Below are 20,965 nucleotides of genomic sequence, written 5' to 3'. Positions count from 1 at the left end.
CAAATGTTAAAGTCAGTGAGAACTCTTGTTGAGCTTATTATACTAGTTCACTTAGTGCCTGTGTGCCTCATCAACTGTTCCCTCAAACACTATCTACTGAACTTCACTCTCAAGGCTGTTGCGTCGTATTTGCCATTGATGAAATTGCTTACGACTTCTAAGCCGAATATTTTCCCGATACCTGATACGCCGTAACCTACTTCTAGGTAATTGAAGTTTTTATTGCCTGTGAATAGATAATTTGCGAATACCGATTCTTTTAAGCCATATAATCTCAACAGATTAATTTTGGTGAGAAGTAATGATCTAAAATCTTGTTGTGCATGTGCCTCTACATACGAGCCATTGGTGCTGTAATTATAGTAATCAAGATTTCTGAATGAATTAAACAGTCCTTCTCTTCTGAACAAAACCTGATTGCCATTGAAGTGTTTGTAGTCGAGGAAATAACTTGGTTTTTTTAGGAAATCTCCAGCAGTTACCATCAAGCGAAGGTCGCCTAGTCGATTGAGATTGAATACCTGTTCGTACTCAATTTCGGTATTATTAAAGTCACCTTCTTTGCTGAAGCCCCATTTACTTCTGATTCTGAAATTAGGATTGCGGTAGTTTGAAATAAATTCACGTCCGTTAAATTTACTTGTTTTAGCAAAAGGACGAATGGATAGTCCAGCGCTTAGAATTTGAATAGAATGATTAGTCCATGACACATTCGGTAGTTCGCTGTTTGTCGGTAAATTGCTACTGAACTCTCTGTTTTTATTGTCGAAAATAGGCTTTGTATTGGCAATATTTTCTAATATATGTCGTTGGGCTGTTTCAAACGAAAGACTTCCTGTAAGCTTCGGCGATATCTGATGTCGAAGCTCTATTTGACCGAAGGCTTTTTCGTAAACCTTCATATAATTTTGTTCAAATAAGAGCGAGTAAATAGAGTTGACAAATGGGGTAATAGGTTGGTTTTGATTGTATTGGTACACAAACTGACCACCTTTTACCGATAACTGTGTGTATTTATGAACAAATGTTCCATAAAGCAAACCTGTCAACTTATTTCTTCCGAAGGAGTAGCGTAAATCAGTTCCGATCTCCAAACGACTCAGTAATTTGTTTCGCTTAATATATTTTAAGCCTGTTTCCAAATAGAACCCTTCAACTGTATTGTAGTAAGAGCCGTCTACATTTGAATTGGCCATAGCTGGCGACGAAAAGGATAAAGTTTTTTGGTATCCATACAAAGGCGTTCTGGGACCATAATTATAGGTATGGCCAGACCAAATATGGCTTAATTTGAATTTTGGAAGGTTTTTGATAGAGTCCTTTTTAATTTGTCCTTCGTTTACTTTATTCAAACTATCAGCTTGTTTGTAGCCTACCACCTCATATTCTGTGAGTGGAACTTGGCGCTCTGTATTCCAAAAATCATTGCTTCGTTTCGTGGATAGTGAATCAACATCCAAGCTATAATCTCGAATGACATTTACGTCTTGATTTTGTGCTTTTTTCTCTGCTTTGTCTTCTTTTTCTAAATCCTTGAGCACTTTTTTGAGTTGCTTGCGCGTCATGGATTGTTGTTTTAAAGCTAAGTTTTTATCAACTTTTTGACCTTTCAATTCCTTTGCTTCCGCTTTATCGATTTTCTCATCAATAACCACTGGTTGTTGATGATATTTAGGGTTTACGGTTAAGTTATAATTACGAACATTAGTTACATAACGACCCTCAGCTACAATACCGAAAGCGTCGAAACTAAATCCTGAATCCATATAAACTGGCATCCAAACATCCTTGAAAGGTGAATACAGTTGTTTGAGTGTGTAGTTACCATTTTCATCATTAAACTTCAAATCAAGACTATGAATCGCCCATGTATCTTCGATGATATTGATCGTTCCTGAAAATACATCTGGCCCCCAAGATTTGGGTGTTACCTTGATTTTATTGACTTGAACACCTCTATCCTCAAACATTCCTTCAAAGCTAAATTTGTAATATGCCAATGCACTTGGTGACAAGGGAGAAACAAGTCCTCCCATATTTGGTACGTAAAAATTGGTTCGAGCAAAAGTGATAATATTGCCACTGCTTTGCTGGATTTGCTTTGGAAAGTTACTTCTGCTTGAAACAATTTTTTCTTTGACCGTATTTGGCTGAGAAAAATTAATGTCGTTGATGGATTCAAGAATATAGGTTTGTCCAATTTTTATCCCCAATTCTTTTTCCATCTTATTTCCTGCAACAGCTTTTAATAATTTTGAAACAGAATTAATTTTCCCTGTTCCTTTAACATAGGTTCTTGCGGTATAATTATTTACTTCTAAAATATGAAATCGTGCCATGGATATTGCCTTGCGCATAATAGTGTAGGCAGGGTCTTCTGTTTTGGCAGAAAATTTTACTTCATTGAGACTTATCGATTGTTCTTCGAGGTTTACATTGAGCGTTACATAGTCATTCTGTACATTCACTGTTTTTTCCAAAGATTTGTGACTCAGGTATTGGAAAACAACCGTGTATGTTCCACTTGGAAGCGCTAATTCATACAAGCCGTCTTCGTTGGCCATGGTACCTTTATTTTGCCCCTTGATAATAATAGAAGCAAATGAAAGTGCTTCGCCTTTGACATTTTTGATACTGCCCTTAATACCGCCTTCAGCGAAAGTATTAGTGGAAAACAAACAGCATAGAATAAAAGCAATTACGGACTGTAGTAATTTCATATGGTAATCGATGGGGTTTGTATCTTCTCAATCAGGCGATTGAGAAGAGTAGGATTGAGGTTGAGTCTATCGTGAAATAAATAGAGGTTTTCTGGACTCGTTGGCAAGATACTTAGTTATAGGATATAGTGCTTTGCTGTTAACAAAAATTAAGAAAAAGGATTTATGGTCTTTCAAATGCCCATTTCAAGAACTCAGGCATAACCTTTCCCCAAGTTTGGGGGTTGTGTTCGCCACCTTCAACTTGATGATAATGTGTATCGGTATTTACATGATATCCCTTTTGATGGAGTTCTTTCATCAAATCTAAGGTGTCGTCGATGGCGTCGATGATGCCATTGTTGTTACGATCGTCTTTTTCGTCGTTTGTTCCCGCTTCAAACCAGAACTTCAACCCAGCCTTGTACAAGCCAGCACGTACCAATTTATGGATAATTCGGTCGTGCTCGTCGGTGTATCCTTCCTCTCTTTGTCGCCACCACAAGGCTCCAGAAAACACACCTACTTTAGCAAATACATTGGCATGATGCCAGACAATATCAAAAGCTGATAAACCTCCCAACGAAAATCCTGCGAATACCCTGGCTTCAGGTTCTCTTCTTAAAGGATACTGATGTTCTAAATATGGAATGAGTTCATTAAGGATAAAAAGTGTGTAAAGCCCAGCTTTTGTACCTCGATTTTTGTAGTCTGCTTGTGCGGCTGTGCCATATTCCAAAATTCTTTCGTGATTGCAATGAATACCCACTGTTAGAAACGGGATAGTATGCTTATTTTCCAACATGGACTCCACGCTAGCTTGCATATGAAGGGCAGGGAAATCTTGCCCATCGTTGACCAAAAGCAAAGATAATTTTTGCTGATGTTGGGTGGGAATAATAATTGATAGACTGACGGTTCTTTGAAGATATTGCGAATAAATACTGTCGTTTTTATATGTGGTTTGATTCACTGTTTTAATTATTTTTTGTGAGTAGCTCAATGAGAAAAAGAGTATTTGGACTAACAAGATTAAAGTCAGTTTCATAAAAATAGAGTTTGTTGGTTGAAAATAGAAGCTTTTCTTCGATAATGTTCCTTCGAATTGGCATATCTCAAGAATGATTAACCCTAAACATTGGTAAAGTACAAATTTTGCAAGTCACCAAGTCTCGAGGTACTAATTTGAAGATTTTCTGGTAAAATACAGAATCATTGGAAGAATCATCGGATAAACAATAAATTAATGAGTTAATTATTTTGAAAAATTTTGAAAATAAAAAACAATGCCTATTTTTAAGAGAAAATCCTCCAAGGAATGCCAGTTTGAGAGAGTCAAAAGCACAATTTTTCCTTTGAAATACAATTTTTGATCTTTGCCTCGAACTGCCCAAACACTTCAAAACCATTAACCATATGCAGGAAAGATACATTAAATACTATTCGCATCATTTGGGGGCAGACAACGAAATCTTAATATATGGCCACTGGGGCTATCCAGTTATTGTGTTTCCAACTACTATGGGGCGCTATTACGAGGCCAAAGATTTCAAACTCATTGACGCTGCTAAAGGTTTAATTAATGACGGGAAAGTCAAAATCTATTGCCCTGATAGTATTGACAAATACTCTTGGTATGCCAAACATCTTCATCCTTCAGAGCGTATTCAAAACCATATCTACTACGATCAATATCTCAATGAAGAGCTGATTCCTGCCATTCAAAGAGAATGTGGCGTCGCAAAAGTGGCGGTTGCAGGTTGTAGTTTCGGCGGTTTTCATGCAGCAAATTTTGCCTTCAGACATCCTGATAAGGTTTCTCACCTTTTTACGATGGGTGCGGCTTTTGATATTCGTTCCTTTCTCAATGGTTTTTATAATGATCAGGTATATTTTAATAATCCTCCTGATTATTTACCCAATCTGAATGACCCGAATTTGTGGCAGATGAATATCGTATTAGGCACATGTAATGCAGACTTCTGTAGACCAGAAACAGAAAGACTTTCAGGAATTCTTAAAAGTAAACATGTCGATCACTGGTTGGATGTCCGCTGGCATGGAACCCACGATTGGCCTATTTGGAGAGAAATGTTTCCAGAATACCTGTCAAGAATTTAGTAAAAATAAATATTAAAGAAATTTCATAAAGTTCACTCAACAAAAAACTTACGAATAAAACTATGAAGAAAATCGGTATTTTACATGGAATGGAGAATACTTTTCCTGAAGCATTTGTAGAAAGAGTCAACCAAATTGCACCTAAAGGAATTGTCGCTGAAAGAGCCTTAATTGATAAAGTAATTCAAGGGGAATCTTCTGGATATGATGTAATTATCGACCGTATTTCGCAAGACGTACCCTATTATAGAGCAATGTTGAAAAACACAGCTATGGCAGGAACAGCGGTAATCAATAATCCCTTTTGGTGGAGTGCTGATGAAAAGTTCTTTAACAATGCATTGGCGGTAAATATTGGCGTTCCTGTACCCAAAACTGTGATTTTGCCTTCAAAAGTTCGTCCTGATGATACCTCAGATACTTCTTTTCGCAACTTAAAATTCCCGATGCCATGGGGTGATATTTTCGATTATATTGGTTTTCCTGCCTATATGAAACCACACTCAGGAGGAGGTTGGAAAAACGTATACAAAGTACGTGATGCCGATGAGCTTTTCAATGCATACGATGAGACGGGTCAATTGGTGATGCTCTTACAAGAGGAAATTCTTTTCACTGATTATTTCCGTTGCTATTGTATCGGTGGCAAAGATGTTCGTATTATGCCTTACGAACCAAGAAACCCACACCATTTGCGCTACGATGCTCAATTACCCACAGGACCTGCTGCTAAAAAGCTATTAGCTACCGTCAAAGATTATGTATTGGCGCTAAACCATGCGCTTGGCTACGATTTTAACACTGTGGAGTTTGCAGTGCGTGACGGTATTCCTTATGCGATTGACTTCTGTAACCCTGCGCCCGATGCAGACGTAAATTCAGTGGGTCAAGAAAACTTTGAATGGGTGGTCGAGACTTCCGCAAAGTTCGCTATTGACCGTGCGAAAAAGCATAAACCAGGCAAAGACAATCTTACTTGGGGAACATTTGTTCGTAGCTCCGTAGCAGGCGTAGCTCGCGATAAAATGATGGAAAAATAGACCTTATTGAGAACTGTGTTTGGAAACAACATAGTTCTCAATCAAACCACCCAACCGCAAATAACTATGTCATTATTTACCCTAGGAATTGAAGAAGAATTTCAAACAATAGACCCTGAAACAAGAGATTTGCGTTCGCACATGTCCAAAATTGTGGAAGGAGGAAAAATCAGTTTACAAGAAAGAGTAAAAGCCGAAATGCACCAAGCAGTGGTGGAGGTTGGGACAAATATTTGTTATAATATCCAACAGGCGCGTGATGAGGTAATTTATCTTCGAAAACATATCATTGAATTAGCCGATGCCCAAAATCTAAAAGTGGCAGCCGCAGGAACTCACCCCTTTGCTGACTGGCAAGACCAACTCATAACCGACAACCCTCGTTACGATGCCCTCATTGACGAAATGCGTGACGTGGCAAGAGGAAATTTGATTTTTGGGTTGCATGTTCATGTGGGTATCGAAAACCGTAACCAAGGATTGGAGATTTTGAATGCGGTTCGTTACTTCTTGCCACATATTTATGCGCTGTCTACCAATTCTCCTTTTTGGTGTGGACGCAATACAGGCTTCAAGTCCTATCGTTCAAAGGTTTTTGATAAATTTCCACGTACGGGTATCCCTGAGTTTTTTGCCTCTGCAAGTGAATATGACGATTATGTCAATTTACTAGTAAAAACAAATTGTATTGACGACGGTAAAAAAATCTGGTGGGATATTCGCTTACATCCTTACTTCAATACCATCGAATTTCGTATTTGTGATATTCCTATGCGTGCCGACGAAACAATATGTTTAGCGGCATTGATGCAGGCTTTGGTAGTAAAAATCTATAAATTGTTGAAGCAAAATCTCAATTTTAGAAGCTATCGAAAAGTATTGATTAATGAGAATAAGTGGCGTGCAGCTCGCTATGGTATTCATGGGAAATTAATTGATTTCGGGAAACAAGAGGAAGTTCCATACAGAAACCTTTGTGACGAGCTACTTGATTTCGTAGATGATGTACTGGACGAATTGGGCAGTCGCCATGAAGTAGAGTATATTCGAACGATTCTTGATAATGGTACGGGTGCCGATCGTCAATTGGCAGTTTTTGAGCAATCAGGAGGTGATTTGAAAAAAGTAGTAGACTATATCGTTGAAGAAACCAAGGTAGGTATTTTTTAAGATTTAGGAAATACAAAATAATATTTCTTGAATCAATATTTAGACTATTCGAAACAAAAAGTAAATAAAGTTATTGCGAAATAAAGATTAGGGAAATGTAAAATTTTAGCCACAAAAATGACTTAAAATGGCTAATTTTACATTCTAATATTAAGTAATTAAGCACTTTAAGTATTGTACTTTCTAAAGATGAGTGCTACCACTAATAATCCCTAAGCATTTCCATCAACTTTGTTTCAGATGAATCACAATAGTCTTCGAATAGCCATTCTCGATATGTACGACAACGTAGCCAATGAAGGTATGCGTTGTATCCTGAATTTGATTAAAAACTTTGAGGAAGAATCTCATATTTCCTTACAGTACGATATATATAATGTGCGTGCCGAAATGGCTTTGCCAGACCTAAGTTATGATATCTATATCTCGACTGGCGGTCCAGGTAGTCCGCTCGAATCTGGCGAATCTTGGGAAGCACCATATTTCACTTTTATCGATTCTATTTTTGCCTATAATCGTGGCGAGGAGGTAATAGCAGGTATCCAAAAACCTAAGTATATGTTTTTGATTTGCCATTCTTTCCAATTGGTCTCACGTCATTTGGGAATAGGAATGGTTTCGAAACGTAGAAGTACCTCTTTTGGCGTATTTCCAGTGCATCGTACTGCTGAGGCTGGTTCAGAACCATTTTTTGATGGATTGCCAGAACCGTTTTATGTGGTCGACTCGCGAGATTATCAATTGGTTCGTCCCAATAAAAAGCGCATTAAGGATTTGGGTGTAACTATTTTAAGATTAGAAAAGGAACGTCCACATGTAAATTTAGAGCGTGCCATCATGGCTATTCGTTTTTCTAAAGAAGTTTTCGGAACACAATTTCACCCAGAAGCTGATGGTGAAGGAATGTTACGTTATTTGCAAAAAGAAGATAAGCGACATGCTGTAGTAAAATCACATGGTTTGGCAAAATATAATAGTATGGTAGAGCAATTGGCCGACCCAGACAAAATTTTGCTGACAGAATCGGTAATTTTACCTAACTTTTTGAAAACAGCTAGTACAGCAATTTTCAAAACTACTTCACAGAATTAACAACGGATGGCCCTATCTGTTCACGATAAATACCCTCGGATAGGGCCGTCCGATTGAAAAATATGCATAAAGCTTCTCGACAAAACTTTAATGCTCAATTTTCTTCTGATACCTATCAGCAATTTCTTGCATCAATTCACCATGCGTATCCTAAACAATTAGATTTTCGAGTGGCGGAGACTCCTGTTTTTGTGCCAAAATCTTTTAAAAATCAATTGCTGGACGCCTGTGAGCATATTATTTCGGTATTAACTTCAACTGACTTTAAGGGAAAAACAGAAAAGGCCATTCCAACGGGGCAAAATGTGCCTCATGAAAACCAGAATTCTTCTTTTTTGGCGATAGATTTTGCAATCTGTGAAAATGAAACAGGTGAAATAGAACCTCAATTGATTGAATTGCAAGGATTTCCTTCCTTGTTTGCCTTTCAATATTTTCTTTCAAAACAGTTTCAAAATCAATATCCTATTCCTGATAACTTTGACTTTTTGTTTAATGACCTAACTCGACCAAAATATGTCGAGTTTTTAAGGAATTTAATTGTCGGAGAAGAAAAACCCGAAAATGTGATTTTGTTAGAAATTTATCCCGAAACCCAAAAAACGAGAATTGATTTTAAAGTCACGGAAGAATTATTGGGGGTAAAAGCAATATGCATTACTAAGATTATTAAAAAGGGAAAATTACTCTTTTACGAAGAAGAAGGAGAACTTGTACCTATCAAACGTATCTATAATCGATTGATATTTGATGATTTAGCCAATTATCCTGAGCTTCAAACGGCGTTTAACTTCACCGACAATGTTGATGTTGAATGGGTAGGACACCCCAATTGGTTTTTTAGAATTAGCAAATATATTTTGCCTTTATTCAAACACCAATATATTCCTGAAAGTCATTACTTATCTGATTTTCAAGGAGATTTTCCGAAAGATTTAGAGAATTATGTCTTAAAACCATTGTTTTCTTTTGCAGGAAGTGGCGTAAAAATTAATATTACAGAAACAGATTTGCAAGAAGTCGAAAATCCTGCAGAGTATATTTTACAAAGGAAAGTCAATTATTTACCAGTTATAGAAACAACAGATGGGAGCAAAGTAAAAGCTGAAATACGTTTGCTCTACGGATGGGAACAAGGAGCACCCAAACCCACCTTATTGACCAATTTAGCCCGATTATCGAGAGGGGAAATGATAGGAGTGAGGTTCAACAAAGACTTTGATTGGGTAGGGGGAACAGTTTGTTTTATGGAAAAATAAGAAATGAAGCCACAAAATCTTGTAATTTTGTGGCTTCATCACATATTAAACATTAAGGTTTTGATTACGCAGCGTGAGTTATTTTTGAAAAATGTGGCCCAAACCTCAGATTTTCCATTAGCCTTGGAAATTGAGCGTGCCGAAGGGGTTTATTTATACGATAAAGAGGGTAAGTCTTATATGGATTTGATTTCGGGCATTGGGGTATCCAATGTCGGACATCGCCACCCAAAGGTTGTGGAGGCCATCAAAGACCAAGTCGACAAATATATGCACCTAATGGTGTACGGAGAATTTGTGCAAAGTCCACAGGTGCTATTGGCAAAAGCCTTGGTAGATTCGTTAACACCTAGCGCAGGGGATAGACCTGTATTAGACAATGTATATTTTACCAACTCAGGAACGGAAGCGATCGAAGGAGCCATGAAGTTGGCTAAACGATATACCCAAAGAACAGAGTTTGTGTCTTGCTATAATGCGTATCATGGTGCTACACAAGGAGCATTGTCATTGTCGGGGAGTGAAAACTTTAAAAGAAATTTTAGACCTCTATTGCCAATGACCAAAAATATTACCCATGGCAATATGGCTGACATTGAGCAAATTACAGAGCAAACTGCTGCTGTTATTATTGAAATTATTGGCGGCGAAGCTGGGGTGCGAGTACCCACAGTTGAGTATTTTCAAGTACTAAGAAAAAAATGCGATGAGGTAGGAGCACTTTTGATTATTGATGAAATACAAACTGGTTTTGGACGAACAGGCAGTTTTTGGGCGTTTGAGCAATTTGGTATTTATCCCGATGTCATTACAAGTGCCAAAGGAATGGGCGGAGGTATGCCTATCGGTGCGTTTATTGCGAATCAGAAGGTAATGAGCGTGTTTAAGGATAATCCTATTTTGGGACATATCACTACTTTCGGCGGACATCCTGTGTCGTCGGCGGCATCGCTGGCAACGATTAATTTAATTCGAGGTGAAAAATTATATGAGTCTGTTCCAGAAAAAGCCGCTTTATTTCGCTCATTGCTAGTGCATCCTAAAATCAAAGAAGTCCGCAATCAGGGTTTGATGATGGCCGTGGAATTTGCTGATTTTGATGAACTAAAAGGGATTATCGACCGAGCGATTGAAAAAGGTTTATTGACAGATTGGTTTTTGTTTTGTGATAATTCCATGCGAATTGCTCCGCCTTTAATCATTACAGAGGAACAAATTAGAACTGCTTGTGAAATTATACTTGCTTGCATTGAATAAAAACGGTTATCCATAGTAGAGCCGCAATGCCTGCGTCTCAGGCTCAGTAAAATCTAGCATAGTAGCATCAAAAAAGCGGTCGGAATGTATTTTCCGACCGCTTTTTTGATGAATTATCTTTATGATAACTGATGTAAGTTTAAATGAATTTTAGGTGCCTCAATGCCTTCCTTCTTCAAGTGTTCATATACCAACTCCGTTACTCCATAATAAGTGGCCCAGTAATTTTCAGAGTTAGTCCATACTCTCACGTCAAATTTTAAAGCATTCTCTGTCATTGAGTTGAGTAAAATGTCATGTTCCATATTTTGTAATGCAGTAGGACATAGTTTCACCGCATTTGTAAATGCTTTTTTGACAGAGGCTAACGAGTTTTGATTGCCAACGGCAAAAACCATATCTACACGTATTGTTCCTTTTCCGCTAATATTGGTAATCGCAGATGTGGCTAATGCTCCGTTGGGTAAAATCAATGTTTTATTGTCTGGTGTTACCAAAATGGTATTGAATATTTGCACCGATTCTACTGTTCCAGTGAATCCCTGTGCACTAATCAGGTCACCAACTTTGTAAGGTTTGAAAATGAGGATTAATACACCACCAGCAAAGTTTGATAAACTCCCCTGTAAAGCTAACCCAACCGCCAAACCAGCCGCTCCAAGTACTGCTACAAAAGAAGTGGTTTGAATACCCAAAATACCTGCGCAACTTAGCAATAGCATAATATTCAAGGCAACCGAAACAAGAGAGATGAGAAATGGCTGAACATCTTTATCAAAATTACTCTTGTTCATTTTTGATCCTAAAACTTGCGAGGCTTTTGCAATAACTTTACGACCAATGATAAAAACGATAAGTGCTAATAAAATTTTTCCTCCATACTGTGTAATAGCAAGAAAGATTTGGTCTTTGAGATTTGTGAAACTAATGTCCATGGTAATAAGTGAGGTTTAAGTGAATAATTTGACTTTCGGACGCAATTGCTTAAAATAGTCACCTTTGTAAACAAAAAAGGGAGACCGTTGTAGTCTCCCATTGTACAAATTAATAGTGGATAGTAATGTTCAGGTCAATATTTTTAAACCGACTTAATAAAATCGATGCTTTTCTTTAAAGCTACATCTGGATTAGCTACTAAATCTTGTTCTACAAAATAGTGTTTTACGCCTACCTGCTTTGCCTTTTCTACAATCTCTTTCACACCCAAAACCCCATCACCAGCAGATGTCATGTATGGGAATAATTCAAACCATTGGTTAGAGCTATTACCATCACCTGAGAAGCGTTTTTTCTCCTTCATATCCTTCAAATGAAGCATATGATAGCGATTTTTGTACTTATCTAACAAGGAGATTGGGTCCGTTCCACCAGCGGTTGTCCAATAAATATCCATTTCGAAGAACACCAAATTTGGATCTGTTTTTTCCATGATCAGCTCCAATGGGACAACTCCGTCCATCTTACTTAAACCGTATCCATGGTTATGATACCCAAACTTCAGGCCTTCTTTTTTCGCATTTTCACCAATTTTATTGAAATCGTCGATAATTCTTTTGTAGTCATCCAAATTTTTACGATGGTCTTCAGGAATAGCAGGCAATACTACGTATTCAAAACCCAAAGCACGTCCTGCTTCTCCAAGTTGCGGCATATTGTTGAGAAGCGTTGCTAAATCTGTATGAGCTGAAGGAGTTTTTAAACCATTATCTTGAAGAATTTGCTTTATTTCTTTAGCTGATTTTCCGAAATATCCACTTCCACTAAACCCAAGCATTGGCGTTACCTTGCTCCAACTCTCACGAGCAGCTGCATCACTGAATGGATACGGTCCGAATAGCTCAATTTCCTTGTAGCCCATTTTAGATAAGAATTGCATTGTACCTGCAAAGTCTTTATCGAGCATTTTGGGGAGAGAAAATAATTGAATTCCTACTTTGTTAACAAGACCTGCCTTTGCAAACAAATCGTTCCAAGGTAATAAGCTTGCTGCCAAAGCACCACCTGAAGTTTTCAGAAAATCTCTTCTAGTATTCATTATAATTGGATAGTTTTTAGATTATTTATAGATGTAAATGTAAATATTTGATTTATTGTATCAAAAAGAATAATTAATTTTTTTGAAATATAAATCGATTACATACCATATTTGCCTTAGGTAAAGCTATCTCCAATGAGCTTAATGTTTCGGCAACGAACCAAGTTTTAGGATATAAGCACATTGATAAGTTGCTGACGCGAGTTTGCTGGAGAAAACTCCAGCAATGGCAGTAACTATTTTGTCCTCTTTCGCTCTCTTTTGAGTTATCTCCAAAGAGACTAGCGTCATCAACGAGTTAGGTATTTAGCAGAGAAATAAGCTGGTATTGCTGACGCGAGTTTGCTGGAGAAAACTCCAATAGATTATTTAAAAGTTTTAATTTCATCAGTACATTAATATATAAAAAATGAAAAACCAAGTCTATGTTTTTATGGGAGAAGGGGCGAATTACCCAGCAGGAATATTTGAAAGTAAGGAAAAAGCTGAAGAAGTTATTAAACGTTATTCATTGACAGGTATACTTAGTTTATATCCAATAGATATGCTATTGTATGATTGGGCAATTGAAAAAAAATATTTCGATATCAAAAAGGAATATCAAAAAAGCCCCAAATATATTGGCCAATTTAGTTGTGCATCAGTAGACCATTTCCACTATGAGGAAGGTGTTTGTGTTAACTAAATAATTATCTTCTTTCGCCCTCTTTGGAGTTATCTCCAAAGAAAGTCGCGTTAGCAACGAGCCAGATATTTAGAAGAGAATTAAGTTGGTATATTGCTGACGCGAGTTTGCTGGAGAAAACTCCAGCAATGGCAGATGAATTATTTTTGTTCTCTTTCACCCTCTTTGGAGTTATCTCCAAATAGACTCGCGTTTGCAACGAGTTAGGTATTTAGCAGAGAAATAAGTTAGTATTGCTGACGCGAGTTTGCTAGAGAAAACTCCAGCAATGGCATTAATGGCAAAAGTCAAAACTACTTCTATTTGTAAAAAAATCGGTGGTGATAGAATATAATGTAATTGTAATCTGTAATTATCTGGATTTAAATAGTTTAATGTTATGTTTGATGCCTATAGTCTAGTTCTCAGTATTAGTTAGATTCACAAACTTATTTCTATGAAAAAATTACTAATCCTCATCTATTTGTTAAATATTCAGAGTTCTTTTTCTCAAAAACTATTTTGGGAAATCACAGGTAAAGTAGTAGACGAAAAACAAAATCCTGTTGAATTGGCTAATGTTTTTGCTAACAACACTTCTTTTAGATCAACAACCGATTCAAATGGTAGTTTCAAACTTCAAATTCCAAATACTGTTCCCAATATAGAACTGGTGGTTTCCTTTGTGGGTTTTCAAGGCTTGAGAGAAAATATTACTCAGCAATTAGGGACAGAGAAAATTTACTCATTTTCACTAAAGCCTATCGCCATACCAGAAGTTACTATAACTGCTAAACGGCCTAAAGATTTCAAAAGAAAATGGCAGTTATTTCAAGCGGCATTGTTGGGACAATCAGATTTTGCAAGAGAATGCAAGATAATAAACCCAGATGTAATAAGGCTTCAATATGATGATGATAAGAATTTATTTGCTTCTGCTGTTGAACCTATTTATATCCAAAATGATGCTTTGGGATATAAAATAACTATTCAAATGTCTTATTTTAAATGTAATGGTAGCCAATCGGAATCTGTTATTGATCAATTTTTTGAGAAACTGGTGCCCAGAGATACTGAACAAGAATTTATTTGGAACAAAAATCGAAAAATCGCATTCAAAAGGTCATTTAGGAATTTTTTGGTTTCTGTTGCCAACAACAGACTTAAAAATGATAAGCTTGAGGTATTTCAAACTAATTTTAAAGAGAGAACATATACTGTTAATACCTCTGTGTATGAGGAAGTTGCAAAGAAAAACATTATTCCTTGTAAGCTCTCAGACTTTTATTTTTATGATAAGATCAAAGATGAACATAATCTTTTTACAAATAAACAGTTGTTAGTTTTTTTGAAGGAGAGAGAAGAGGAAGTTCCAATTTTTTCAGATTATCCTTATATAAATGCGATGGTAATTCTTCCCCAAAATACTTTGACTTTTTCAAAAGGAGGTTGGTTATTAAAACCGAATGGTGTGATTCTTACTGGTTTTTGGGCTAATGAAGGACTTTCTGTGTCTTTGCCAGCAGATTTTGTTATAGAATAGACAATGTTTAACAAGCAAAAATACCTATTAATTATGCCCTCTTTGGAGTTATTCCCATTCAGCAACTTTAAATGATGAATAAGTTGGTATTGCTGACGCGAGTTTGCTGGAGAAAACTCCAGCAATGGCAAGTTGGTATATTACTTTCACCAGCAGTGGCAGTAAAAAAGATACCAAAAAGCCATTTCAGGTAGTTCTATATTTAACTATCGAAATGGCTTTGAGATACTCGGAATACCTTGGAGAGCTATTTACAGAAAATAGCTCTGATAATCTACATATATCTGTCTTGAATTAACATAACTGTCTCCTTAATGTTTTTGGCTTTAATTGGATCTCCCAAGGCAGTAAATGTCCAGTTATTGTTGAGTTTTTCGATTTTGCCCATAATCATTGACACATATCCACTGTAAGTCTCGTCTGAGGCAATGTTATAGGTTGCAAAAGTCTGTTGTGGGTTGTGATTTTTACCTTCGACAATTTTGATTTTGGCATAAGGGATAGAGGCAAAATCTTGTTGTTTATAGGAGTTTAAATAGATGAAAATCGATGTGACTTTTGGATTTATTTGCTCAAGATTGATGTAAATGATTTCATTATCTTTATTGTCGGCGCTACTGTCCCCAACCCTGTCGTCTCCACTATGCTTGATAGCTCCATCTCTGGATTTTAGATTGTGAAAATATACGGTTTCAATTTCTTGTTTATCATCAGCAAAAAGCGAAACCGACCCATCTAAATCTACAGCGGTCGAATCCTTCAAAAGTCCAAATAAGTAAGAATGTTGAATACTTCCCCAGTCTAGTCCAATGCTGATTTCTTTTAGTTGAGAGCCATTTTTCTCTAAAGAAATGCGGCTGTTTTTGGTCAGATTTATCATAAAATTAAGGTGTTTATCTATTAAACGAACATATCTACTAGTGCTTGCAATTCATCCTTTGAACCTTGAGAATCAGCATAAAAATACCATTCATTTCCTGATTTCTTGATTCTGGCAAACACGAGTGCATTTTCGGCATTGTGTGAACTGTCCAAGTCATAGTTTACTACTTCTGATTTGGTATCCATGTCCACTATACGTATATAGGCATCACGCAACATCCCAAACGAATGATTACGAAGTTGCGCTTGGTGAATAGTTACGCAGATACATATTTCCGTTGCGTTAGGATGAATATTATCTAAGTTTGCTAAAATAACCTCATCGTCATCATTATCGCTACCTGTACGATTGTCACCCGTGTGTTGAACGGAGCCATCTGGAGCTTTTAAATTGTTGTAAAAAACAAAATACTCATCCGATAAGAGTTTGCCGTTTGCTCCAAGGATAAAGACTGATGCGTCTAAGTCTACAGGAATAGAAGCGTATTCCCAGCCAAGCCCAATCATCAGTTTGTTGAGCTTTGTCATTGATTTTGATAGGTTTATTGAACCGCCTTTTTTGAGATTGATTGCCATGTTGTTTTGAGTTTAAGTATTTTTAAAATAGGAAACAGGTATGTGGCTTTGACTACATCTGATAAAAATGTATGACTCTTGCCTATTTAAAGAAATCGTCGATTTTTTTCTGTTTATCGCTTTGTGGTTTTTCTGTCGGAGTATCTTTTGTTTTACTAAAAAAGTCTTCTATTTTCTTGGCTTGTTTATCAGTTATTTTCAAATCTTTTTCAGATTTAAGTTTTTCCCAGTCTTTTTCGATACTTTGCTGAAAGGCAATTTCTTCAAATGCTTTTTTGATGATGGTATCATTTTGTTGCAATTCTTCTCGCATGCTTCGCTCATCTTCTTTGATTTGAAACTGCTGCTCCAAGGCTGAAATTTGCTCTAGTGCTGAGGCATTTTCCTGATTTTGAACACCTTCTACTAGTTTTTGCGTTTTAGCCGCTTCAACTTTGGCAATAAGCATCTGACCTTTTAGTCGAGTAGACTCTAGGCGAAATTGTAAATCCTGATGTTGCGCTTCGAGTTGATGAAGTAATTGTTGGGCTTGTTCCAACAAGGTTTTATACTCACTGATACGTTCATCGACGAGTGATTTTTTACGTAACCATTGTTGAGCTTGTTCCTCATTGCCAGTTTGTAACGATTTTTGTGCAGCCTGATACAGTTGATTCGCTTGCCCTTGTAGTTCCTCCGCTTTGGCGAGAAGACTATGATAATTATTTTGGGCAACCTTTTTTACTTGCTCAGCATCGGCAATCGCTTTAATGAGTTCTTTTTCGGCCAAAGCCAACAAAACGTTTGGGTCTTGAGGGTTAGGGTCGGTGGAGGACTTTTTTTCATGGTTAAATAGGATTTGTAGTAAGTCAGACCACATTTTAAATCATGTTTTGGTTTATTTGTTCGAAATTTAGCAGGTTTAATGCTTAACTAACAAGCAAAATCAGGATGATTGGTTGCTAGTATGGATGATGTGCTGTAGCTTTGGATGGAATCAAAAATAAATGTACAGGAATCAAACACTCTTCTAAATATATGGAAAAAATTGGATTAGCATTCGAAAAGTTCGATAATTACAACAAACAAGATCCTAATGTATTTGTGTGGGATGGTGAAACCTATCCACAAGAATATTTTATGGCCTTGAAATGTTCTGATTGGGTTCTAAAACTAAATCCTCAAGCAAGTGAAGAGCTACAATTAGCATCGAGAAGCCAACATATTGGACGTTGGAGCATTCCTCGCAATACTTATCCTGAGGGAAAAGTAGGATATTTGACTTGGAGAAAGGATTTAGGAAAGTTTCATGCTGAAACTGCCGCTCAAATCCTTGGAGAGGTAGGCTACGAAGAATCATTAATAGAAAGAGTAAAGCAAATTATTACAAAACAAAAAATAAAGCAGGATGCCGATGTGCAAACTATCGAGAATGCGCTTTGTTTAGTGTTTTTAGAGTTTCAATATGAAGCATTTTTTCAAAAACATGACGATGAAAAAATGATTGAGATTATCAGAAAATCATTGTTGAAGATGGATGCCCACGGACATAGTTTGGCTCTACAATTGTCTTACAGTGAAAAAGGATTAGCGTTAATTCAGAAAGCTTTGGAGAGATTGGGCTAGGAGAAAAATATGATTGATTTCCACAAGTAGAGACGTAATACCTTGCTTCTTAAGCAATCAAAAAAAGCGGTCGAAATATAATTTTCGACCGCTTTTGTATTTCTAAATTTCGAGATGACTTATGTTGCGAAGATTCAGAAGTTTATAAGCAATACCTATTTTATTGTTTATAAACTACGCCATCTTTCATTACGAAGCTCACTTTACGCATTTGAGTAATGTCTTGTAAAGGATTGCCGTCAGTAGCAATAATATCAGCGAATTTACCTGCTTCGATAGAGCCTAGATCTTTTTCAACACCTAAAATTTTAGCTGGAGTTACCGTGGCTGCTTGAATGGCTTCGATTGCTGGCATACCTGCTTCTACCATATATTGAAATTCGTAGGCATTTAATCCATGTAATGACACACCAGAGTCGGTACCAAAAGCAATTTTCACGCCTGCTTTGTAAGCTTTTCCAAACATATTCTGAATAAGTGGTCCTGTTTCCAAAGCTTTTGGAACTACCAGAGGATGATAATAGCCAGGGACTTTAGCAGAGTCGGCAACAGTTTTACCAGCCAAGATTGTTGCCACTAAGTAAGTACCTTTTTGCTTCATAATTTCAATGGCTTCATCGTCCATAAAAGTACCATGTTCGATAGTTGTTACGCCTGCTTTAGCTGCACGTTTGATACCTTCAGCACCGTGTGCGTGAGCTGCCACATGGTATCCATAGTCTTTGGCTGTTTTGATGATTGCTTCCAGCTCGTCTTCTTGAAACTGTGGTGATTTTCCATTTTTTGCAATACTCAAAACACCACCAGTTGCCGTGATTTTAATACAGTCAGAGCCATCTTTGTAACGCTGACGAACGGCCTGACGTGCCTCCTCAGCACCGTTGATTACGCCCGTAACCATATGCGGATCTGGCGTGTAGTTTTCGCTTAAAGCATTGGTTGGGTCACCATGGCCTCCTGTAGTAGCAATGGTTCTACCAGCAGTATAAATACGAGGACCTACAGCGATACCTTTACTGATCGCATTGCGAAGTGCGATATTCACACCCGAACCGCCCAAGTCACGCACTGAGGTAAATCCAGCCATGAGCGTAGTCTTAGCATTACGAGCTGCTTCAAAAGCCACATCTGCTTGATTAAATTGATAGCGTTTTACCAACTGGTCTTTACTGGTTTCGCCCTCAATATGCACGTGCATATCTGTTAGTCCTGGCATAACGGTTTTTGACTTTAGGTCAATGACCTTATCAGTCCCTTTAGGCGCAAGATATCCTGTTTGCACGCCTGTAACTCTTTTGCCCTCGACTATTATAGTCACTTGACTTTGGGTATTTCCCTTGGTAACATCGATAAATGTACCGCAATGAAGAAGTGTGCGTTGAGCCAATGAAGCAGTACTGAAAATCGCAATAGCGGCGATGGTCTGTAACGTTTTTTTCATGTTTGTTAATAAAGGTAGTTTAGCCAAAATGGCGGTGAAAATTGTGATGCCTGTAAACCTATCATAAAATCAATATTTATGATACCACTTTCTAAAAATAAGAATTCGGTTTTATAAAATCGAAAAATGTCGCTTCTTTTTGAAAAAGAGATGATTTTTTCTCGTCATTCGAGCTTTTGGGCGTAACTTAGGGGTCTAATTCTTTTGAAATAAGCAATTACTCAATTTAGTATATTGATTTTGTCGAGTATTATTGTGTAAAGCTTGCTAAAAAGGGTAAAAAAACGCTATTGAATCAAGAAAAAGCGTGGGTTTGAGAAAGCCTTTGTTAATCAAAAACTTAATAAAATTACTGAGATCACTGTTGATTTTGGTAGAAATTGGAGGGCCAAGATGAAGAAACAAACTAAAGCCATCAGAATTCAGGCAGAACGCTCACACAATCGTGAACATTCAGTGCCATTGTACCTTACTTCAAGTTTTACTTTTGAAGATGTTGAGCAAGGAAGAGCCATTTTTGCAGAAGAAATGGAAGGTAACATTTACTCTCGTTATATGAATCCTAACGTGGATGAGTTCGTTGAGAAAATGTGTATGCTCGAAAACACAGAAGATGGACTTGCTTTTGCCTCTGGTATGGCAGCCAACTTCGCAGCGATGGCAGCATTATTACAGCAAGGCGACCATGTGGTAGCATCAAAAGCGCTGTTTGGTTCCGCGATTCAGATTTTGAGTAAAATCACTACTAAATGGGGCATTACTTGTACCTATGTGGATGGACATAATATTGAGGAGTGGGAAAATGCTATTCAACCTAATACCAAGTTTTTGTTTTGTGAAAGTCCGTCAAACCCAGGCTTGGATTTGATTGACCTTGAGGCAATCGCTCAGTTGAAAGCAAAACATAACTTGATTTTGGCTGTCGATAATTGTTTTGCTACGCCAGTTATTCAAACACCTGCTGATTGGGGTGCAGATTTAGTGATTCACTCAGCTACGAAATATATCGACGGACAAGGTCGTGTTTTGGGTGGGGTAGTTTGTGGTCGTGCCGACTTGATTAAGGAAATTCGTTTCTTCGCTCGTCATACAGGTCCATCTATGTCGCCATTCAATGCTTGGATTCTATCGAAAAGTTTAGAGTTGATTCACCTTCGTATGGAAAAGCATTCAGAAAATGCTTACAAATTGGCTTCAGCGTTGGAAGGAAATGAAGCTTTAAATGCGGTAAAATATCCATTCTTAACTTCGCACCCTCAATACGAATTAGCGAAAAAGCAAATGAAGATGGGTGGAGCAATCATGACGATAGATGTAAAAGGCGGTTTTGAGGTAGTGAATAAAATGTCAAAACACTTGAAAATTGCGTCTATTTCGCCAAACTTAGGAGATACTCGTACCATTATCACTCACCCAGCGTCGACGACGCACTCAAAATTAAGTGCTGAACAACGTGCTGAAGTGGGTATCACCGACGGCTTGGTTCGTATTGCGGTAGGTTTGGAGTCTGTAGACGATTTAATAGCTGATTTCCAACAAGCTTTGGAAAAAGCGATTGCTGAATAATAATGTTTTTGAGGA

At 37.3% G+C, this 20,965-nt stretch carries 18 protein-coding genes; 10 read left to right on the top strand and 8 right to left on the bottom strand.

Going from position 1 to position 20,965, the window contains the following annotated elements:
- Nucleotides 1–89 precede the first annotated feature (89 nt).
- Both QM524_RS04785 and QM524_RS04780 read right to left on the bottom strand, forming a co-directional pair.
- Nucleotides 90–2,720, bottom strand: a complete 2,631-nt coding sequence (locus tag QM524_RS04785; protein ID WP_283343712.1) for a DUF5686 and carboxypeptidase regulatory-like domain-containing protein — start codon at nucleotides 2,718–2,720, stop codon at nucleotides 90–92.
- A gap of 163 nt (nucleotides 2,721–2,883) precedes the next feature.
- A complete protein-coding gene (locus QM524_RS04780; protein ID WP_283343711.1) occupies nucleotides 2,884–3,672 on the bottom strand; it encodes an alpha/beta hydrolase in 789 nt (262 codons plus the stop codon).
- A gap of 443 nt (nucleotides 3,673–4,115) precedes the next feature.
- On the opposite strand from QM524_RS04780, the gene QM524_RS04775 reads away from it, so the two are divergent.
- From QM524_RS04775 to QM524_RS04750, 6 genes are all read left to right on the top strand, one after another.
- Nucleotides 4,116–4,820: an esterase family protein gene (locus tag QM524_RS04775; RefSeq protein ID WP_095165476.1), complete on the top strand. Its 705-nt coding sequence runs from the start codon at nucleotides 4,116–4,118 to the stop codon at nucleotides 4,818–4,820.
- A gap of 62 nt (nucleotides 4,821–4,882) precedes the next feature.
- Nucleotides 4,883–5,860: an ATP-grasp domain-containing protein gene (locus QM524_RS04770; protein ID WP_095165474.1), complete on the top strand. Its 978-nt coding sequence runs from the start codon at nucleotides 4,883–4,885 to the stop codon at nucleotides 5,858–5,860.
- 66 nt (nucleotides 5,861–5,926) lie between these two features.
- Nucleotides 5,927–7,030, top strand: a complete 1,104-nt coding sequence (locus tag QM524_RS04765) for a carboxylate-amine ligase (protein WP_283343710.1) — start codon at nucleotides 5,927–5,929, stop codon at nucleotides 7,028–7,030.
- A gap of 240 nt (nucleotides 7,031–7,270) precedes the next feature.
- Nucleotides 7,271–8,122: a type 1 glutamine amidotransferase gene (locus QM524_RS04760; RefSeq protein WP_283343709.1), complete on the top strand. Its 852-nt coding sequence runs from the start codon at nucleotides 7,271–7,273 to the stop codon at nucleotides 8,120–8,122.
- 62 nt (nucleotides 8,123–8,184) lie between these two features.
- Nucleotides 8,185–9,381: a hypothetical protein gene (locus tag QM524_RS04755; protein WP_283343708.1), complete on the top strand. Its 1,197-nt coding sequence runs from the start codon at nucleotides 8,185–8,187 to the stop codon at nucleotides 9,379–9,381.
- A gap of 3 nt (nucleotides 9,382–9,384) precedes the next feature.
- Nucleotides 9,385–10,638: an aspartate aminotransferase family protein gene (locus tag QM524_RS04750; RefSeq protein ID WP_283343707.1), complete on the top strand. Its 1,254-nt coding sequence runs from the start codon at nucleotides 9,385–9,387 to the stop codon at nucleotides 10,636–10,638.
- A 119-nt stretch (nucleotides 10,639–10,757) separates the two neighbouring features.
- On the opposite strand, the gene QM524_RS04745 is transcribed toward QM524_RS04750, so the two are convergent.
- Both QM524_RS04745 and QM524_RS04740 read right to left on the bottom strand, forming a co-directional pair.
- Nucleotides 10,758–11,573, bottom strand: coding sequence for a mechanosensitive ion channel family protein (locus tag QM524_RS04745; RefSeq protein ID WP_283343706.1), 816 nt, complete (start codon nucleotides 11,571–11,573; stop codon nucleotides 10,758–10,760).
- Nucleotides 11,574–11,716: 143 nt separating this feature from the next.
- The gene (locus QM524_RS04740; RefSeq protein WP_283343705.1) at nucleotides 11,717–12,673 is read right to left on the bottom strand and encodes a TIM barrel protein; all 957 of its coding nucleotides are present in this window, start codon (nucleotides 12,671–12,673) and stop codon (nucleotides 11,717–11,719) included.
- Between the two features lie 409 nt (nucleotides 12,674–13,082).
- Here QM524_RS04740 and QM524_RS04735 point away from each other — a divergent pair, with 409 nt between their 5' ends.
- Both QM524_RS04735 and QM524_RS04730 read left to right on the top strand, forming a co-directional pair.
- A complete protein-coding gene (locus tag QM524_RS04735; protein WP_166579332.1) occupies nucleotides 13,083–13,358 on the top strand; it encodes a DUF7710 domain-containing protein in 276 nt (91 codons plus the stop codon).
- 436 nt (nucleotides 13,359–13,794) lie between these two features.
- Nucleotides 13,795–14,880 carry a carboxypeptidase-like regulatory domain-containing protein gene (locus tag QM524_RS04730; protein WP_283343704.1) on the top strand — a complete coding sequence of 362 codons (1,086 nt, stop codon included), beginning with the start codon at nucleotides 13,795–13,797 and terminating at the stop codon, nucleotides 14,878–14,880.
- A 274-nt stretch (nucleotides 14,881–15,154) separates the two neighbouring features.
- Here the strand turns inward: QM524_RS04730 and QM524_RS04725 are convergent, their stop codons facing one another.
- From QM524_RS04725 to QM524_RS04715, 3 genes are all read right to left on the bottom strand, one after another.
- Nucleotides 15,155–15,760, bottom strand: coding sequence for a TerD family protein (locus QM524_RS04725; protein ID WP_283343703.1), 606 nt, complete (start codon nucleotides 15,758–15,760; stop codon nucleotides 15,155–15,157).
- A gap of 20 nt (nucleotides 15,761–15,780) precedes the next feature.
- Nucleotides 15,781–16,338: a TerD family protein gene (locus QM524_RS04720; protein ID WP_283343702.1), complete on the bottom strand. Its 558-nt coding sequence runs from the start codon at nucleotides 16,336–16,338 to the stop codon at nucleotides 15,781–15,783.
- Nucleotides 16,339–16,420: 82 nt separating this feature from the next.
- On the bottom strand, nucleotides 16,421–17,197 hold the full coding sequence (locus QM524_RS04715; RefSeq protein ID WP_283343701.1) for a PspA/IM30 family protein: 777 nt from the start codon (nucleotides 17,195–17,197) through the stop codon (nucleotides 16,421–16,423).
- A gap of 158 nt (nucleotides 17,198–17,355) precedes the next feature.
- On the opposite strand from QM524_RS04715, the gene QM524_RS04710 reads away from it, so the two are divergent.
- The gene (locus tag QM524_RS04710) at nucleotides 17,356–17,943 is read left to right on the top strand and encodes a DUF4202 domain-containing protein (RefSeq protein WP_283343700.1); all 588 of its coding nucleotides are present in this window, start codon (nucleotides 17,356–17,358) and stop codon (nucleotides 17,941–17,943) included.
- Nucleotides 17,944–18,103: 160 nt separating this feature from the next.
- Here the strand turns inward: QM524_RS04710 and QM524_RS04705 are convergent, their stop codons facing one another.
- Nucleotides 18,104–19,384, bottom strand: coding sequence for a metal-dependent hydrolase family protein (locus QM524_RS04705; RefSeq protein WP_283343699.1), 1,281 nt, complete (start codon nucleotides 19,382–19,384; stop codon nucleotides 18,104–18,106).
- Between the two features lie 393 nt (nucleotides 19,385–19,777).
- Between QM524_RS04705 and QM524_RS04700 the strand changes: the two genes are divergently transcribed.
- Nucleotides 19,778–20,950 (top strand): trans-sulfuration enzyme family protein, encoded by a 1,173-nt coding sequence (locus QM524_RS04700; RefSeq protein ID WP_283343698.1) that lies wholly within the window; start codon nucleotides 19,778–19,780, stop codon nucleotides 20,948–20,950.
- Nucleotides 20,951–20,965 lie beyond the last annotated feature (15 nt).

This window comes from Flectobacillus roseus, assembly GCF_030056595.1.
Lineage (GTDB): Bacteria > Bacteroidota > Bacteroidia > Cytophagales > Spirosomataceae > Flectobacillus > Flectobacillus roseus.
This window is presented reverse-complemented; position numbering and strand designations above follow the sequence as displayed.

Excerpts from the sequence above, each read along its gene's own strand:
- QM524_RS04785 (WP_283343712.1), bottom strand. The coding sequence starts at position 2,720 with ATGAAATTACTACAGTCCGTAATTGCTTTTATTCTATGCTGTTTGTTT.
- QM524_RS04775 (WP_095165476.1), top strand. The coding sequence starts at position 4,116 with ATGCAGGAAAGATACATTAAATACTATTCGCATCATTTGGGGGCAGAC.
- QM524_RS04770 (WP_095165474.1), top strand. The coding sequence starts at position 4,883 with ATGAAGAAAATCGGTATTTTACATGGAATGGAGAATACTTTTCCTGAA.
- QM524_RS04765 (WP_283343710.1), top strand. The coding sequence starts at position 5,927 with ATGTCATTATTTACCCTAGGAATTGAAGAAGAATTTCAAACAATAGAC.
- QM524_RS04760 (WP_283343709.1), top strand. The coding sequence starts at position 7,271 with ATGAATCACAATAGTCTTCGAATAGCCATTCTCGATATGTACGACAAC.
- QM524_RS04755 (WP_283343708.1), top strand. The coding sequence starts at position 8,185 with ATGCATAAAGCTTCTCGACAAAACTTTAATGCTCAATTTTCTTCTGAT.
- QM524_RS04750 (WP_283343707.1), top strand. The coding sequence starts at position 9,385 with ATGAAGCCACAAAATCTTGTAATTTTGTGGCTTCATCACATATTAAAC.
- QM524_RS04745 (WP_283343706.1), bottom strand. The coding sequence starts at position 11,573 with ATGGACATTAGTTTCACAAATCTCAAAGACCAAATCTTTCTTGCTATT.
- QM524_RS04740 (WP_283343705.1), bottom strand. The coding sequence starts at position 12,673 with ATGAATACTAGAAGAGATTTTCTGAAAACTTCAGGTGGTGCTTTGGCA.
- QM524_RS04735 (WP_166579332.1), top strand. The coding sequence starts at position 13,083 with ATGAAAAACCAAGTCTATGTTTTTATGGGAGAAGGGGCGAATTACCCA.
- QM524_RS04730 (WP_283343704.1), top strand. The coding sequence starts at position 13,795 with ATGAAAAAATTACTAATCCTCATCTATTTGTTAAATATTCAGAGTTCT.
- QM524_RS04725 (WP_283343703.1), bottom strand. The coding sequence starts at position 15,760 with ATGATAAATCTGACCAAAAACAGCCGCATTTCTTTAGAGAAAAATGGC.
- QM524_RS04720 (WP_283343702.1), bottom strand. The coding sequence starts at position 16,338 with ATGGCAATCAATCTCAAAAAAGGCGGTTCAATAAACCTATCAAAATCA.
- QM524_RS04715 (WP_283343701.1), bottom strand. The coding sequence starts at position 17,197 with ATGTGGTCTGACTTACTACAAATCCTATTTAACCATGAAAAAAAGTCC.
- QM524_RS04710 (WP_283343700.1), top strand. The coding sequence starts at position 17,356 with ATGGAAAAAATTGGATTAGCATTCGAAAAGTTCGATAATTACAACAAA.
- QM524_RS04705 (WP_283343699.1), bottom strand. The coding sequence starts at position 19,384 with ATGAAAAAAACGTTACAGACCATCGCCGCTATTGCGATTTTCAGTACT.
- QM524_RS04700 (WP_283343698.1), top strand. The coding sequence starts at position 19,778 with ATGAAGAAACAAACTAAAGCCATCAGAATTCAGGCAGAACGCTCACAC.